This is a genomic window from Pseudomonas sp. No.117, from assembly GCF_054558395.1.
In genome coordinates, this window is the sequence record NZ_BAAJNP010000004.1 from 169,533 (window position 1) to 184,670 (window position 15,138).

15 protein-coding genes are annotated in these 15,138 nt (G+C 65.2%); 11 read left to right on the top strand and 4 right to left on the bottom strand.

What is annotated here, in order from left to right; all coding sequences use genetic code 11:
* The first annotated feature begins 5 nt into the window (after positions 1-5).
* The 8 genes from ACYJP6_RS10630 to ACYJP6_RS10665 all read left to right on the top strand — a co-directional run bounded on the left by ACYJP6_RS10630 (position 6) and on the right by ACYJP6_RS10665 (position 9,267).
* Positions 6-1,001 carry an ABC transporter ATP-binding protein gene (locus ACYJP6_RS10630; RefSeq protein ID WP_459474949.1) on the top strand — a complete coding sequence of 332 codons (996 nt, stop codon included), beginning with the start codon at positions 6-8 and terminating at the stop codon, positions 999-1,001.
* Positions 998-1,960 carry an ABC transporter ATP-binding protein gene (locus tag ACYJP6_RS10635; protein ID WP_459474950.1) on the top strand — a complete coding sequence of 321 codons (963 nt, stop codon included), beginning with the start codon at positions 998-1,000 and terminating at the stop codon, positions 1,958-1,960. The genes ACYJP6_RS10630 and ACYJP6_RS10635 overlap by 4 nt, the downstream gene beginning before the upstream one ends.
* A gap of 50 nt (positions 1,961-2,010) precedes the next feature.
* Positions 2,011-3,405 carry a M20 family metallopeptidase gene (locus tag ACYJP6_RS10640; protein WP_459474951.1) on the top strand — a complete coding sequence of 465 codons (1,395 nt, stop codon included), beginning with the start codon at positions 2,011-2,013 and terminating at the stop codon, positions 3,403-3,405.
* A complete protein-coding gene (locus ACYJP6_RS10645) occupies positions 3,405-4,565 on the top strand; it encodes a M20 family metallopeptidase (RefSeq protein ID WP_459474952.1) in 1,161 nt (386 codons plus the stop codon). Before ACYJP6_RS10640 ends, ACYJP6_RS10645 begins: the two co-directional genes overlap by 1 nt.
* Before the next feature lie 219 nt (positions 4,566-4,784).
* A complete protein-coding gene (locus ACYJP6_RS10650) occupies positions 4,785-5,516 on the top strand; it encodes a GntR family transcriptional regulator (protein ID WP_459474953.1) in 732 nt (243 codons plus the stop codon).
* A 133-nt stretch (positions 5,517-5,649) separates the two neighbouring features.
* Positions 5,650-6,939 carry an MFS transporter gene (locus ACYJP6_RS10655; RefSeq protein ID WP_459474954.1) on the top strand — a complete coding sequence of 430 codons (1,290 nt, stop codon included), beginning with the start codon at positions 5,650-5,652 and terminating at the stop codon, positions 6,937-6,939.
* Between the two features lie 46 nt (positions 6,940-6,985).
* Positions 6,986-7,798, top strand: a complete 813-nt coding sequence (locus tag ACYJP6_RS10660; RefSeq protein WP_459474955.1) for an amidohydrolase family protein — start codon at positions 6,986-6,988, stop codon at positions 7,796-7,798.
* Positions 7,799-7,887: 89 nt separating this feature from the next.
* Positions 7,888-9,267, top strand: a complete 1,380-nt coding sequence (locus tag ACYJP6_RS10665; RefSeq protein ID WP_459474956.1) for a GntP family permease — start codon at positions 7,888-7,890, stop codon at positions 9,265-9,267.
* A gap of 259 nt (positions 9,268-9,526) precedes the next feature.
* On the opposite strand, the gene ACYJP6_RS10670 is transcribed toward ACYJP6_RS10665, so the two are convergent.
* Entirely contained in the window at positions 9,527-9,997 is a 471-nt protein-coding gene (locus ACYJP6_RS10670) for an Lrp/AsnC family transcriptional regulator (protein WP_459474957.1), read from the bottom strand.
* A gap of 160 nt (positions 9,998-10,157) precedes the next feature.
* On the opposite strand from ACYJP6_RS10670, the gene ACYJP6_RS10675 reads away from it, so the two are divergent.
* Positions 10,158-11,171, top strand: coding sequence for a 1-aminocyclopropane-1-carboxylate deaminase (locus ACYJP6_RS10675; RefSeq protein WP_459474958.1), 1,014 nt, complete (start codon positions 10,158-10,160; stop codon positions 11,169-11,171).
* Positions 11,172-11,204: 33 nt separating this feature from the next.
* On the top strand, positions 11,205-11,609 hold the full coding sequence (locus ACYJP6_RS10680; protein WP_459474960.1) for a hypothetical protein: 405 nt from the start codon (positions 11,205-11,207) through the stop codon (positions 11,607-11,609).
* Between the two features lie 9 nt (positions 11,610-11,618).
* On the opposite strand, the gene ACYJP6_RS10685 is transcribed toward ACYJP6_RS10680, so the two are convergent.
* The 3 genes from ACYJP6_RS10685 to ACYJP6_RS10695 all read right to left on the bottom strand — a co-directional run bounded on the left by ACYJP6_RS10685 (position 11,619) and on the right by ACYJP6_RS10695 (position 14,215).
* Positions 11,619-12,905 carry a HipA domain-containing protein gene (locus tag ACYJP6_RS10685; protein WP_459474961.1) on the bottom strand — a complete coding sequence of 429 codons (1,287 nt, stop codon included), beginning with the start codon at positions 12,903-12,905 and terminating at the stop codon, positions 11,619-11,621.
* Positions 12,902-13,159 (bottom strand): helix-turn-helix domain-containing protein, encoded by a 258-nt coding sequence (locus ACYJP6_RS10690; RefSeq protein WP_459474962.1) that lies wholly within the window; start codon positions 13,157-13,159, stop codon positions 12,902-12,904. The genes ACYJP6_RS10685 and ACYJP6_RS10690 overlap by 4 nt, the downstream gene beginning before the upstream one ends.
* A gap of 138 nt (positions 13,160-13,297) precedes the next feature.
* The gene (locus ACYJP6_RS10695; RefSeq protein ID WP_459474963.1) at positions 13,298-14,215 is read right to left on the bottom strand and encodes a LysR family transcriptional regulator; all 918 of its coding nucleotides are present in this window, start codon (positions 14,213-14,215) and stop codon (positions 13,298-13,300) included.
* A gap of 117 nt (positions 14,216-14,332) precedes the next feature.
* Between ACYJP6_RS10695 and ACYJP6_RS10700 the strand changes: the two genes are divergently transcribed.
* Entirely contained in the window at positions 14,333-15,097 is a 765-nt protein-coding gene (locus ACYJP6_RS10700; protein WP_459474964.1) for a 5-oxoprolinase subunit PxpA, read from the top strand.
* Positions 15,098-15,138: the final 41 nt, after the last annotated feature.

The window sequence follows — 15,138 nt, forward strand, 5'->3', positions numbered from 1 at the left end:
TGACCATGGCACTGCTCGACGTACGCGACCTGCGCATCGACATTCCCCTGGGCGACGACACCCTGCACGCCGTCCGCGGCCTGGACCTGCAGGTGGAGCGGGGCGAGATGCTCTGCCTGGTGGGCGAATCCGGCTGCGGCAAGTCGCTCACCTCCCTGGCGCTGATGGACCTGCTGCCGCCCAAGGCCCGGCGCCAGGCCGCACGCCTCAGCCTGGGCGAGCACGACCTGCTGGCCGTGGGTGAAAGGGGCATGCGCGACCTGCGCGGCAACCGCCTGGCGATGATCTTCCAGGAGCCCATGACCGCCCTCAATCCGGCCTACAGCATCGGTGACCAGCTCGCCGAGGTGCTGCGCCGGCATCGCAAGCTGGACCGCAAGAGCGCCTGGGCGCGGGCCGAAGCCATGCTGGAGAAGGTCGGTATCAGCAACGCCGGCGAGCGACTGCGTCAGTACCCCCACCAGCTCAGCGGCGGTCTGCGCCAGCGCGTGGTGATCGCCATGGCGCTGCTCTGCGAGCCGGACCTGATCATCGCCGACGAACCGACCACGGCTCTAGACGTCACCATCCAGGCGCAGATCCTGCACCTGTTGCGTGGCCTGCAGCGTGAATTCGGCACCGCCATCGTCTTCATCACCCACGACCTCGGCCTGGTTGCGCGCATCGCCGACCGGGTGGCGGTGATGTACGCCGGGCAGATCGTCGAACAGGCGCCGGCCGCCGAGCTCTTCGCCGAACCGCGGCATCCCTATACCCGCGGCCTGCTGGCGAGCATCCCGGTGCCCGGCCGGACCCGGCCCGGACAGCCGCTGGGTGCCATCCCCGGGCTGGTGCCCAGCCTGGTGGGCGAGCAGCACGGCTGCGCCTTCCGCAACCGTTGCCCGCAGGCGGTGGCGGCCTGTGCCGACAGCGTGCCGCTGGTGGAGGAGGGTGCGCACCTGGCCCGATGCCACTTCGCCGTGCGCAGCGAACCCCTGCGCCGTGTGGGAGGTGTGCGATGAGCCGCGAGATCGCCCTGGAACTCTGCGACATCCGCCGCGAATTCACCCTCGGTCGCGGCCTGTTCCGCCCGCCGGCTACCTTGAAGGCGGTGGATGGCATCTCCCTGCGCCTCTACCGCGGCGAGACCCTCGGGCTGGTGGGGGAGTCGGGTTGCGGCAAGAGCACCCTGGCCAAACTGCTGCTGGGCCTGCTGGCGCCCACCAGCGGCGACATCCTGGTCGGTGGCGAACACCTGCGTGGCGTGGATCGCAAGCGGATGGCGCGGCATATCCAGCCGATCTTCCAGGACCCTTATTCCTCGCTCAATCCGCGCAAGACGGTGCGCCAGATCGTTGGCCTGCCGCTCAGGGTGCATGGCCTGGGGTCGGCCGAGGAGCAGCGCCGGCGGGTCGCCGAGATGCTCGACGTGGTGGGCTTGCCCCGGCGCGCCGCCGACAGCCATCCCGGCCAGCTCAGTGGCGGCCAGCGCCAGCGCGTGGCCATCGCCCGTGCCCTGGTGATGCGCCCGGACGTGCTGATCTGCGACGAGCCCACCTCGGCGCTGGATGTCTCGGTGCAGGCGCAGATCCTCAACCTGCTGCTGGAGCTCAAGCGTGAATTCGGCCTGACCTACCTGCTCATCAGCCACAACCTGGCGGTGGTGGAGCACCTGGCCGACCGGGTGGCGGTGATGTACCTCGGCAAGATCGTCGAGGAGCGCGAGCGGGCGGCGCTGTTCGCCCAGCCGGCGCATCCCTACACCCGGGCGCTGCTCGATGCGGTGCTCACCCCCGATCCGGCCCTGGGCCTGCCGGCCTTGGGGCTCGGCAGCAGCTTTCCCAATCCCATCCAGCCGCCCAGCGGCTGCGCCTTCCACCCGCGCTGTCCGCGCTGCTTCGGCCCCTGCGCCGAGCGCTATCCCGAGCGCGCGGACATCCCCGGTGGCAGCAAGCGCTGCCATCTGCCGGAACCCGCCTGATCCGGGTCGCGCACGCCCGCTCGATCCCTCGCACACCACCGGAGCCCGTCATGACCAGTCGTACCCACGCCCTCGACCTCGCCGCCGCTCATTTCGACAGCGGCGCCTTCCGTGAGCGGCTCGCCGCCGCGGTCGCCCTGCCAACCGAAAGCCAGGAGCCCGAGCGCCAGGCGGAGCTGGGCCGCTACCTGGACGCCTTCATCACCCCCTACATCGCCAGTCTCGGCTTCACCAGCCAGCGGCTGGACAATCCCGTCGCCGGCAAGGGGCCCCTGCTGATCGCCGAGCGCATCGAGGATCCAGCGCTGCCGACCCTGCTCAGCTACGGCCACGGCGACGTGGTCCGCGGCGACGCCGCCAACTGGCGGCCCGGCCTGGCCCCCTGGACGCTGGTGGCGGAGGGGGAGCGCTGGTATGGCCGGGGTACCGCCGACAACAAGGGCCAGCACCTGCTCAACCTGGCGGCGCTGGAACAGGTCATCGCCGCCCGCGGCGGGCGCCTGGGCTACAACGTCAAGCTGCTGCTGGAGATGGGCGAGGAGATCGGCTCGGTGGGCCTGCGCACCTTCTGCCAGGCCCAGCGCGAGGCCTTGAAGGCGGACCTCTTCATCGCCTCCGACGGTCCGCGGATCGCGGCGACGCGCCCGACGCTGTTCCTCGGCGCCCGCGGCACCTTCAACTTCGACCTGCACCTGGACCTGCGCGAAGGCGGCCATCATTCCGGCAACTGGGGCGGCCTGCTGGCCAACCCCGGCATCATCCTCGCCCATGCCTTGGCCAGCCTGGTCGATGCCCGCGGCCAGATCCGCGTGCCGGGCCTCAAGCCCGCCGAGTTGCCCGCGGCGGTGCGGCGGGCCCTGGCCGACATCGAGGTCGGCGGCGCCCCTGGCGATCCGGCCATCGATCCGGGCTGGGGCGAGCCGGGGCTGACGCCGGCCGAGCGGGTCTATGGCTGGAACACCTTCGAGCTGCTGGCCTTCACCACCGGCAACCCGGCGGCACCAGTCAACGCCATTCCCGGCAGCGCTCGTGCCCACTGCCAGATCCGTTTCGTCGCCGGCTGTGACTGCAACACCTTCATTCCCCTGATCGAGGCGCACCTGGCCGAACAAGGCTTCGCCGCGGTGCGCGTGACCCGCGCCAAGGATGAGATCCTCCAGGCCTCGCGGCTGGACCCGGAAAATCCCTGGGTGGACTGGGCCCTGACCTCCCTGACCCGCACCCTGGGCGAGAAGCCCGCGCTACTGCCCAATTTTGGTGGTGGCTTGCCCAACGACATCTTTGCCGACATTCTCGACCTACCCACCCTGTGGGTGCCCCATTCCTATCCCGCCTGCTCCCAGCACGCGCCCAACGAGCACCTCCTGGCCCCGGTCGCGCGGCAGGGGCTGCAACTCATGGCCGGCCTGTTCTGGGACCTGGGCGATCGCTGGAGTCGTCACTGATGTCGCTTGCCAAGACCACTGCGCTGGAGTGGCTCGCCACCCAGCGCGAAGCCATGACCAGCCTCCTGCAACGCCTGGTCGATACCGATTCCAACAGCTACGACAAGGCGGGCGTAGACGCCGTCGGTGCCGTGCTCGCCGCGTCTCTGGCGGAAGACGGCATCGAGGTCGCCCGTACGCCGATCGCCGAGTTCGGCGACGTCCTCGCCGCCCAGGTAGGACCCGCCACGGGCCCCGCGGTACTGCTGCTGGGCCACCGCGACACCGTCTTCCCCACCGGTACCGTGGCCAGCAGGGGCTTCACCCGCGATGCCAGCCAGGCCTACGGCCCGGGCGTCGCCGACATGAAGGGTGGCCTGGTGGCGAGCTGCTTCGCCCTGCGCGCCCTGCAGCGCGCCGGCCAGTTGCCGTTTCCGGTGCGGGTGCTCTACACCGGCGACGAGGAAATCGGCTCCGGCACGGCCCGGCCGCACCTGGAAGCGGCCGCGCGCGAGGCGCGGGCCGTGCTCAACTGCGAGCCCGGACGGGTCAGCGGCCATGTGGTCAAGGCGCGCAAGGGCGGCACCAGCCTCACCATCACCGTGAGCGGGCGGGCGGCTCACGCCGGGGTCAGCCACGCCGAGGGTGCCAGCGCCATCCAGGCCCTGGCGCTCAAGATCGTCAAGCTGCATGCCCTGACCGACTACGAGCGTGGTATCACCACCAACGTCGGTCTCATCGAGGGCGGTACGTCCAGCAATACCGTCGCACCCAGCGCTACGGCACGGCTCGACGTGCGCTTCGTGGCCCTGGCCGACTGGCCCGCCCTGCAGGCACGCATCGAGGCCATCGTCGCCGAGGTGGAGGTGCCGGGTACCTCGGCCAGCGTCACCCCTACCAGCCTGTTCCTGCCAATGGAAGAGCACCTGAGCCGCGACCTGCTGGCGCTCTACCAACGCGAGGCCCAGGCACTCGGCTTCAGCGTGGAGGGGGAGTTCACCGGCGGCTGCGCCGATTCGGGCTTCACCGCCAGCCTCGGCGTGCCCACCCTCTGCGGCCTGGGTCCGGTGGGCGCCAAGGTGCATACCGAGGCCGAGTTCCTGCTGCTCGATACCCTGGTCCCGCGGACCCAGGCGCTGGTCGCCACCATCCTGGCCCTGGCCCTGGCCGTAAAGGCCTGATCCTCTTGTCGGTTTACGAGCCATAGCTGCCCTTTATTTGGGGCAACGCTCGGTCGGAATCTGACACTGTCGGCGACGACCCGCATTGCTATGGAGAAGGGCAGTGGCGCAGCCTTTCGTCAGGGAGACGAAAGGCCCTTCCTTGACAGCCAGGTTATCTAGGCAAATACTCGCCGCAAGATTCATATAGATGACTAGATAATAAGGTGAATAAAGTCGATGAATTCCTTATCCAGTGATGCCCGACTGCCGCTGTACCAACGCCTGCGTGACCAATTGGCTGAGCAGATCGCCAATAATCGCTGGCGGCCGGGGGAGGCGATCCCTACTGAAGCGGCGTTGTCTGCGGAATATCAACTGTCCACCGGCACGGTGCGCAAAGCGATTGATGCGTTAGTGAGTGAGGGCATTCTGGAGCGTCAGCAAGGGCGAGGGACGTTCATTCGGCGGCCTCAGTTTCAATCCTCCTTGTTTCGTTTCTTCCGATTCCAGACTGTTTCCGGTGAGCGCCAGGTCCCGGAGAGTCGCATCCTCTCGATCGAACCCGTTGCAGCACCTTCGGCCGTAGCGCAAGCGCTAGGGTTGCCCGCCGATGCGCCGGTCATTCGTATTGTCCGTGTGCGATTGCTCGATGTTGAGCCGGTGCTCGCCGAGGAAATCTGGTTGCCCCGCCAGCGGTTTCAGGCGCTGCTGGAGATCGACCTCAGTCGCGAAGGGCCGCTGCTGTATCCGATTTACGAGGAAGTGTGCGGACAGGTTGTTGCATCGGCCGAAGAAACGCTGACCGCTGAATCGGTGAATGACGTGCATGCCCGACTGCTCCAGGTAGCGGTCAACAGTCCGGTGATCGTGATCGAGCGTTTGGCCCGCGATTATGCGGGTAGCCCGTTGGAATGGCGTCGCTCGCGCGGCCACGCGGAGCATTTCCGCTACCGCGTGGATATTCGCTAACGCCTGTCTGCGTAGCGAAGCGTTCTGCGGCGGCTGGATCGCCGCCCGATTGCTGTTTGTTTGCCTGAGTTGACCCTGTCGCGGTGGGGTTGGCAGTCGGCTGCCTTGCATAACACCTATAAGGATAAGAATCATGTTCAGCTGGTATCGCCACATCACCCCTCGTGAGCGCAAGACATTTTGGGCCTGCTTCGGCGGATGGTCGCTCGACGCGTTGGAAGTGCAGATGTTCGGTCTGGCGATTCCGGCGCTGATCGCCGCTTTCGCGCTGACCAAGGGCGATGCCGGATTGATCAGCGGCGTTACCCTCGTCACCTCGGCTCTCGGTGGTTGGGTGGGTGGGACGTTGTCTGACCGCTATGGCCGTGTGCGCACCTTGCAGCTGATGATTTTGTGGTTCTCGTTCTTCACCTTTCTCTCGGCTTTCGTCACGGGCTTCAATCAGCTGTTGGTGGTCAAAGCGCTGCAGGGTTTCGGGCTTGGCGGGGAGTGGGCGGCCGGCGCGGTGCTGATGGCCGAGACGATCAATCCGCACTATCGCGGCAAGGTCATGGGCACCGTACAAAGTGCCTGGGCGGTGGGTTGGGGCCTGGCGGTCGGGGTGTTCACGCTGATCTATACCGCTGTGCCACAGGATATGGCCTGGCGTGTGATGTTCCTTGTCGGGTTGCTGCCGTCGTTCCTGATCATCTGGGTGCGGCGTAACGTTGAGGAGCCGGACAGCTTCCAGCGTCTGCAAAAAGACAACGCCATCCCGCAGAGTTTCTTCAAGTCGCTCGCGGGCATTTTTCGCCCGGAACTGATTCGCGTGACCCTGTTTGGCGGACTGCTGGGACTGGGCGCGCACGGTGGCTACCACGCGGTAATGACCTGGTTACCGACTTTCCTAAAGACCGAGCGCAATCTGTCCGTGTTGAACTCGGGCGGCTATCTGGCGGTGATCATCGTCGCCTTCTGGTGTGGTTGTGTGGCCAGCGGCTATTTGATCGATCGCATTGGCCGTCGGAAAAACATCGTGCTGTTTGCCTTGTGCTGCGTGGTCACGGTGCAGTGCTACGTATTTTTGCCGCTGACCAATACGCAGATGCTGTTCCTGGGGTTCCCGTTGGGGTTCTTCGCCGCCGGTATCCCGGCCAGTCTGGGAGCGCTCTTCAACGAACTTTACCCTGCCGATGTACGCGGCGCCGGCGTTGGCTTCTGCTACAACTTTGGCCGGGTGCTGTCCGCTGTATTTCCATTCCTGGTCGGGCACATGAGTGCTTCCATGTCGCTGGGTTCGGCGATTGGTATCGATGCCGGAATCGCCTACGGCGTGGGGGTGCTTGCCGCACTTTGCCTGCCTGAAACCCGCGGCAGGGACCTTGAAGCCCATGCCACCCCCGTTCCGGCCACTATCAACGGCAATCAACGCGCTCGGGCGTGATGATCCCAACCTTCAGTAGATAAAACCCATGTCAGTTCCCCGCCCCATGTCGATCACCGGCATTGACGCCCATGCCCATGTGTTCAGCCGTGATCTGCAGCTGATCGGTGCACGGCGCTACAGTCCTGAGTACGACGCCACGCTTGACCAGTACCTCGAGCATTTGCAAACCCATGGTCTGAGTCACGGTGTATTGGTGCAACCAAGTTTCCTTGGCACCGACAATAGCTACCTGTTGGCGGCGTTGCAGCAAGCACCTCGGCAGTTGCGCGGTGTGGTAGTGCTGGAGCCAGGCATCAGTCGTTCTACCTTGAATGACATGGCTCAGCTGGGCGTGGTGGGCGTGCGCCTGAACCTGATCGGCAAGGCGTTACCCGATTTTCGTGACAGTGCCTGGCAAGGGTTTTTCAGCGATATCGCTGATCTTGACTGGCACGTCGAGTTGCACCGGGAAGTCAAGGATCTGCCGGGCTTGATCCAGCGATTGACGCCGTTCGGCGTGAAATTGGTGATCGATCACCTTGGGCGGCCGGACGCGAATGCGGGTCTCGATCAGCCCGGGTTTGGCGAGTTGCTTGAGGCCGGATCGAAAGGTTCGATCTGGATCAAGGTATCGGGAATCTATCGTTTGGGAGGTACGCCACAACAGAACCTCGATTTTGCTCGAAGGGCATTACCGTTGCTGGAAAAAAGCTTTGGCCTGCAGCAGTTGGTGTGGGGCAGCGACTGGCCGCATACGCAGCATGAGCAAAGCATAGCTTTCACTACCGTCGTCGACCAGTTGCAAGCCTTGGAGCTTTCAGCGCAAGCCAGCGCCTCGCTATTGGTGCAAGCACCTCGCAGGTTATTTGGTTTTTAGAAAGACGGACGCTGCAACTTAGCCGTTGCAGACGCCATTCATCTCACCCACTTACAAGAGTTTGGCACCAGCCCAACCGAGAACCTTTCATGACTCCCTTAGATATAGATCTGTTACTGACTGCATTGATCAGCGTCCTGGTGCTGGTAGCGCTGATCGTCTCGCGGCTCAAAATGCACCCGCTGCTGGCTTTGCTGGTAGTTTCCGTCGGCGTAGGCTTTGCGACCGGTATGGAGCCAGATCGCATCGTCTCCAATTTGATCACCGGCGCTGGCAAGACACTGGGGGCAGTGGGGGTGGTCATCGCGCTGGGGGCAATGCTCGGCAAAATATTGGCGGACGCCGGCATCACCGAGCAGATTGCTGCGGTCATCCTCAAGCGCACATCGGATCGGATGATTCCATGGGCGATGATGATGGTCGCGTTTGTGATTGGCATTCCGATGTTTTTCGAGGTCGGTTTGGTGATCATGCTGCCGCTGATCTTCAGCGTGGCGCGCAAGCTGGAAAGTCAGGCGCGCTTCAAGGGTTCAGCGTATGTCTACGTGGGCGTTCCGGTGATTGCCGCACTGGCCGCCATGCACGGTATGGTCCCGCCGCACCCTGGCCCGTTGACGGCCATCGCCGCGCTGAAAACCTCGGTCGGGCCGACCATGCTCTATGGTTTCCTGGCGGCTATCCCGGCCATGATCTTGGGTGGCCCCCTGTACGGCGCATTCATTTCCCCACGCATGAGCACTCGGCCCGATCAGGTGTTGCTGGATCAGTTCACCCTGGCTGAAAAAGCCGACGATAAACCAGGCCCCAGCGTATACCTTGGCGTGCTGGCAGCCTTGCTGCCGGCGATCCTGATGCTGATCCATGCCGTCGCCGAGATGGTATTGGCCAAGGACAATGCGCTACTGAAAATGGCCGGTTTCCTCGGCAATCCGCTGATAGCGATGCTGCTTGGCGTGCTGTTCGCCGGGGCGAGTCTGGTACTCGCACGCGGCGGCGACGCAGAACTACTGCGCGAATCGCTGGGCAAGAGCCTCAAGCCGATCGCCTCGATCATCATGATCATCGCTGGCGGCGGTGCCTTTCAGCAACTGCTGACCAGCGCCAAGGTGGGCGATGCGATCGTGCACCTGACTCAGCAGGCAGCGTTCCCTCCGCTGCTCCTGGGTTGGTTGATCGCCATGTTGCTTTCGGTCTCTACCGGCTCCGCCACGGTAGGTATCGTGGGGGCTGCCGGCTTGCTGGCGCCGCTTGCCGGTGCTGATCCCAGCCTCAACTTGCCGCTGCTGGCCTTGTCCATTGGCTGCGGCTCGCTGTTCTTCAACTATGCCAACCATGCAGGTTTCTGGATGGTGAAGGAATCCTTCGGCATGACGATGGGCGAAGCCACCAAGACTATTTCGGTGGTGCAATCGATCGTCGCCGTGGTCGGTTTGATTGTGGTGTTGCTGTTGAACGTGGTCGTGCATTGACCTGAGGCGGCGTCAAATCGGGACGCCGCCATCTGTGAAGCCCCTTATGGGTCGTCAGTTGCAGCGGAGTGGACTCGCGCAGTACCTCACCGCCTCCTTTTGGCCGATTGCGGCCCTTTGCGAAGGGCAGCTTTTGGTCGATTGCTGCCATTGGCTGATTCAGGCTTAGGTATTTCCAAAATTGCGCAACAACTTCGGAAACCGACACCGCTCCTGAACGGGCGCCGCTCGGCGTCCCCCTTCGGCGTCTCCTATCGAATCAGATGGGCAACAACCCATCGGTCTTGATCTCGTTCAGTACGAAAAAGGTGCGCACCTGGCGTACCCCGGGCAGGGCGATCAGCCGCTCGCTGTGCAGGCGATTGAAGGCGGCGATGTCCTTGACCCTGAGCTTGATGAAGTAGTCCACGTCCCCGGCCACCAGGTAGCACTCCAGCACTGGCGGCAGGGCGCGCGCCGCGGCCTCGAAGGCCTGGAAGGATTCCGGGGTCGACCGGTCCAGCACCACGCCCACCAGCACCGCCGTCTCCCGCTGCACGGCCTTGGGGTCGACATGGGCCCTGACGCCGGTGATGACGCCGCTGTCGAACAGCTTGCGCGTGTGGTTCCAGCAGGCGCTCGGACTCAGGGAGATCTGGCGCGCCAGCTCGGCATTGCTCAGGCGCCCGTCCTGTTGCAGCGCTCTGAGGATCTTGCGTTCGACCGGGGTGAGTTCCGCGCTATCGCTCATCGAAAGATTCTCCTTGAGCAGTGGGTATTTTCCGAATTTCCGGGTGTTGAAGCCGTACTCAGGAAAAGGAAAGCAGCTTTCGTACCGCGCAATCGAGAGCACCTTTTCGAAGGCTTTGCCTAGCATGGAAGGCGTCCTTTCAACCCCTGGAGTCGCCACCATGTCCCTGGATCTCGAAAAGCGCTTTCCCCGCGTCAAGCTCGGTTACTTCCCGTCCCCGCTGCACAAGCTGGAGCGTCTGTCGAAGGACCTCGGTATCGAACTCTGGGCCAAGCGTGACGACGTTTCCTCCGGTCTCGCCTATGGCGGCAACAAGGTACGCAAGCTGGAATGGCTGGCCGCCGATGCCCTGGCGCAGGGCTGCGACACCCTGGTGTCCATCGGCAACATCCAGTCCAACCACACGCGCCAGGTAGCCGCCGTCGCCGCGGTGCTGGGCATGAAGTGCCGGCTGGTCCAGGAGGAATGGACCAAGTGGGAAGACCCGGTCTACGACAAGGTTGGCAACATCCTGCTGTCCCGGCTGATGGGCGCCCAGACGCTGCTGGAGGGCGAGGGCTATTCCACCGCGGTGAAGGCCACCTGGGAACGCGCCCTGGACGAGGTGCGGCGCGAGGGCGGCAAGCCCTACGCCATTCCTGCCGGCGCTTCGGACCATCCGCTGGGTGGCCTCGGCTATGCCCATTTCGCCGATGAGCTGGCGGCGCAGGAGCGCGAGCAGGGCGTCTTCTTCGATACCGTGGTCACGGCCACCTGCACCGGTTCCACCCAGGGCGGCATGGTGGTGGGCTTTCGTGCCCAGGAGCGGGAACGCCGGCTGATCGGTATAGACACCGCCGCCGACGCCGAGATGACCCGCGCCGCCGTGACCAAGATCGCCCGCAACACCGCTGAGCTGATCGGTCTCAAGCAGGAGATCCGCGACGAGGACGTCATCATCGATCCGCGCTTCTGCGGCCCGGACTATGGTCTGCCGGATGGGCCCACGGTCGAGGCCATCCGCTACACCGCGCAGATGGAGGGGATGCTCACCGATCCGGTCTACGAAGGCAAATCCATGGCCGGGCTGATCGCCATGGCGCGCAGTGGCGAGATCGCCAAGGGCAGCCGGGTGCTCTATGTCCACCTTGGCGGCGCACCGGCGCTCAACGCCTACCACAACGCCTTCGAGTAAGTCCGAGCCACGTCCCGTCACGAGGAATCCAGTATGGCGATCCACCTTGGGAATCCCCTGGACGATGCGCGACCGGCCGTGGCGCTGGTCATCCTCCATGCCGGTATCGAACCGCAGCTGGCGGCGGCGTTGACCGCCGGCTTGCCCAGTTGCAGCGATCTTCCGCTGCTGCAGCTGGAGGACGTTGCCGCGCTGCACGAGGACTGGACGGCCCATGGTCCGCAAAGCCGCGTCGCGGGCTGGCTGAGCCGCCTGGGCAGCGATTGCCTGCTGCTGGTGGTTGAGCCGGCCGGTAGCAGCGAGCTGGAATGGCTGGGCTCGGTGGCGGGTCAGCGCCTGGTGCAATTCACCGCCACCACCCAGGGCGCCGCCACTGAGCTGATCGCCCACCTGCAACGGCTCAGGCGCGAGCGCTTGCTCGCCGTGCTGCCGCTCTAGCGGGCAGCGCTAGGCCAGTCGCTCGACCTGTTCCGTGATCAGGGCCTTGATCGCCCTCAGGCAACGCAGCTCACCCGCGAAGCGCGGCCGCAGCTCGGGCCGCGCCTGGGCCAGGACCAGGTTCTCCTGCTCGGTCCGCTCCAGCAGCGCCCGGGCCTGCAGTGGCAGGCGCTGGCACAGCCGCTGCAGTTGGGCAGCGGCCGGGGAGCGCTTGATGCCCAGGACCTCCGCGGCGTCGAGCAGGCGCTCGCGGTCGATGGCGATCAGGCGGCTTTCACCGAGGATCGGCCAGGCGAGGGTGGTTGCCTCCGGCCAGCGCTGCTGGTCGAAGGCGCGGCTCTCGTAGACGGCCGTGCAGAGCAGGTCGTAGCAGGGCGCCAGGGTCAGGCCGCGGGGCGACACCAGGAAGCCGAGGTTCTTTAGGTGGGCATCGGTATTGCCCACCAGCACGTTGAACGCCAACCAGCCGAACAGCCGCGTCCGGGTCACGGCCGGTGCTTCGCACAGCCGGGCCAGTTCGGCGAGCCGTTCCACGCTACCCGCCTGGTACTTGAAATGACGATCCAGCCCCAGCACCTGGCAGGCGTCTATGCCATGGCGGCGCTGCCAGCCGCCCGGGGTACGGACGCGGTCGAAGCGTTCGATCAGATAGACCGGCTCGGGTACGTAGCGCCGCTCGACGGCGGGAACAACCAGTCCCACCGAGCCTGCCAGGCGCATGGTGAACCACTCGTTGATCACCGAATGGGCGAAAGCCTCATGGGGATGGTCCGGCTTGAGGATATAGGTCGAGGGTAGGGCGCCTACCGGTTCCTGCAGCCCCTGTTCATCGAGGATCACCGCCAGCTTGTGCTGGGCGCCGGCCAGCGACATGCGCTTGAGCGCCTCGTGGGTCAGCGGCAACTGCGGCATGGCGCGGATCCGCCGGGAGAGGTCGGCATCGCTCAGGGGCCGGCGAGCCCCCGCTGGCAAGCGCTGGTCTTCACCAAGCAGGGTAAGGGATCCGGCGGACTCGGCCCCGTACCAGCCCAGCACGGCGAAGGCATCGGCCGCATCCAGCCGCGCGTCCTGGGCAAGCAGCTGCCGCTGGCCTTCCTCCGGCAGCAGGTTGTCGAAGTACCACTGCACCGGTCGTTGCGAACTGCCATCGACCAGGGGCTCAGGCTGCAAGGGGAGTTGTGGGCAGAGCCCGAACGCCTGCCAATCTGGTTGGTACTGGAATGACCAGATCCCGTTCTCGTCCCTCAGCCGACCCACCAACCGTTCGTCGATCCAGGCGAGGAGTTCGCGCTTCATGGCTTGCGGATGTTCGTCAGTGGCTCGACCTCGACCCCGGCGGGCAGGTCCACGATCAGCCGCACGCCGAGGCCGTCGAGCACCTGGAACAGCTTGCCCCACTGGACGGTTTCACCTCCGCGTTCGACCTTACCAAGGAAGTTTTCACTGACGCCGAGGCTACCGGCGGCATCGTCCTGGCGCAGCGCCTGGGCCTTGCGCACTTGGCGTAAGAGTGCACCCAGTTCCGCGGCATTCCTGAGTGTGATCTGCATGATGAGTCCTCACGATCATGAGGATTATCCTATCCTGCGAAGCTGTACCATGACAATCCTCACGAGCCTGAGGATTCACTTACCTTGAACCGCTAATAGCCTCTTAATCCTTTCGATCGTGAGGATTTCTAGCAGCCATTACCGCCGGGCTCCGATCTGCTGCGGCGCCAGGAAGGCGCTATGGAAATAGCTGCGAAAGGCCTGCATGGCCGGCGTCAGCGGGCGTTCGCGGTGCCAGGCCAGGCCGACGCTCATGGGGGTGATGGGTTCCACCAGGGTACGGGTCTCCAGCCGCTTGCCCTCCAGCGACCAGGGGCGATACACCAGGTCGGAGAGAATGGCCACGCCGCTGCCATTGGCCACCATGCTGCGCACGGCTTCCACCGAACTGGTGCGCAGCAGCACCTGGGGCTGCTGACCGGCCTGGCGCCAGTAGCGCATCGCGCTTTGCTCGGCCTCGTCGACGGTGAGCAGGACGTAGGGCTCGCGCGCCACATCGGCCAGGCTGACGTTGGGATGATCGCGCAGCGGATGGCCACTGGGCAGCCAGAGGCGGCGTTCCGAGTTGAAGAGCGTCTCGGAAACGATGTCTTCGTGGGTCAGGTTGGCGGTGAGCACCACCGCCATGTCGATGCGCTTGTCCAGCAGCGCCTCTTCGATGGCCTGGCGTTCCTGCTCGTGCACCGCGACCGTCACCTCGGGATAGAGCTGCGCCAGCCGTTGCAGGTGGTGCGGCAGGAAGTAGCCGATCACCGTATAGCTCGCGGCTATACGCAGTTCGCCACTGGCGCGGTGGTCGGGCAGGGCGCTGCTCAAGGCGTCATCGACCCCGCGCAGGATGCCGTAGGCATGATTGAGGAAATGCCGGCCGGCGTCGGTGAGGGCCATGCCCTGGGTCGAACGGACGAACAGACTGGCGCCCAACAGACTCTCCAACTCCTGGATGGCACTGGTGACCGCAGACTGGGAGATGTTCAGGTGGATGGCGGCCTGGGAGATCTGCCCCAGTTCGGCGGTGGCGGTGAAGTAGCGGAGTTGGCGCAGGGTAAGGGCCATGGCGACTGTCCTTGGTATCGATTTTTCCGAACGCCGGGCCTTGGATAATAAATCTTCCCAAGGGGGCAGGGCAGTCCTAAGGTCGAGGACATCGCACCGCTGCCAGGGAATACCGCAATGATCGAAGTGGACTTCAATTCCGACATGGGCGAGGGCTTCGGTGCCTGGACCCTGGGCGACGGCGTGGATGAACAGCTGCTCGAGCTGGTCAGCTCGGCCAACATCGCCACCGGCTTCCATGCCGGCGATCCCAGCCTCATGCAGCGCACCGTGCTGCAGGCCAAGGCGCGCAACGTGGCCATCGGTGCCCATCCTGGCTACCGCGACCTGGTGGGTTTCGGTCGTCGCCCCCTGCAGATGCCCGCCGAAGAACTGGTGGCGGACATCGTCTACCAGCTCGGCGCCCTGCGCGAATTCGCCCGGCTGCATGGCCTGCGCCTGCAACACCTCAAGCCCCATGGCGCGCTGTTCATGCACCTGGCTCGGGACGAAGCGGCTGCCCGGTTGCTGGTGGAGACGCTGCAGCGACTCGAACCCGACCTGCTGCTCTATTGCCTGCCGAACTCGGCGACCTGGCGAGTCGGTCGCGAGCTAGGGCAGCCGCTGGTGCGCGAGTTCTATGCCGACCGGGACTATGACGCCAGCGGCTCCATCGTGCTGGTGCGCCGCATGACCGCCCTCGATCCCCAGGCCGTGGCCGAGCGGGTACTGCGGGCCTGCCAACAAGGCCGGGTCGCCACGGTGGAGGGGGGCGAGGTCGGAGTGGCCTTCGAGTCCATCTGCCTGCACAGCGATACCCCCGGCGCCCTGGGCCTTGCCCAGGCGATCCGCCAGCGCCTGGACGCCGCCGGAATCGCCGTACGCGCGCCCGGCGCCGGCTGACCTCTTTTACGGACACCGGCGCCCAGACACCGGGTCCTCCC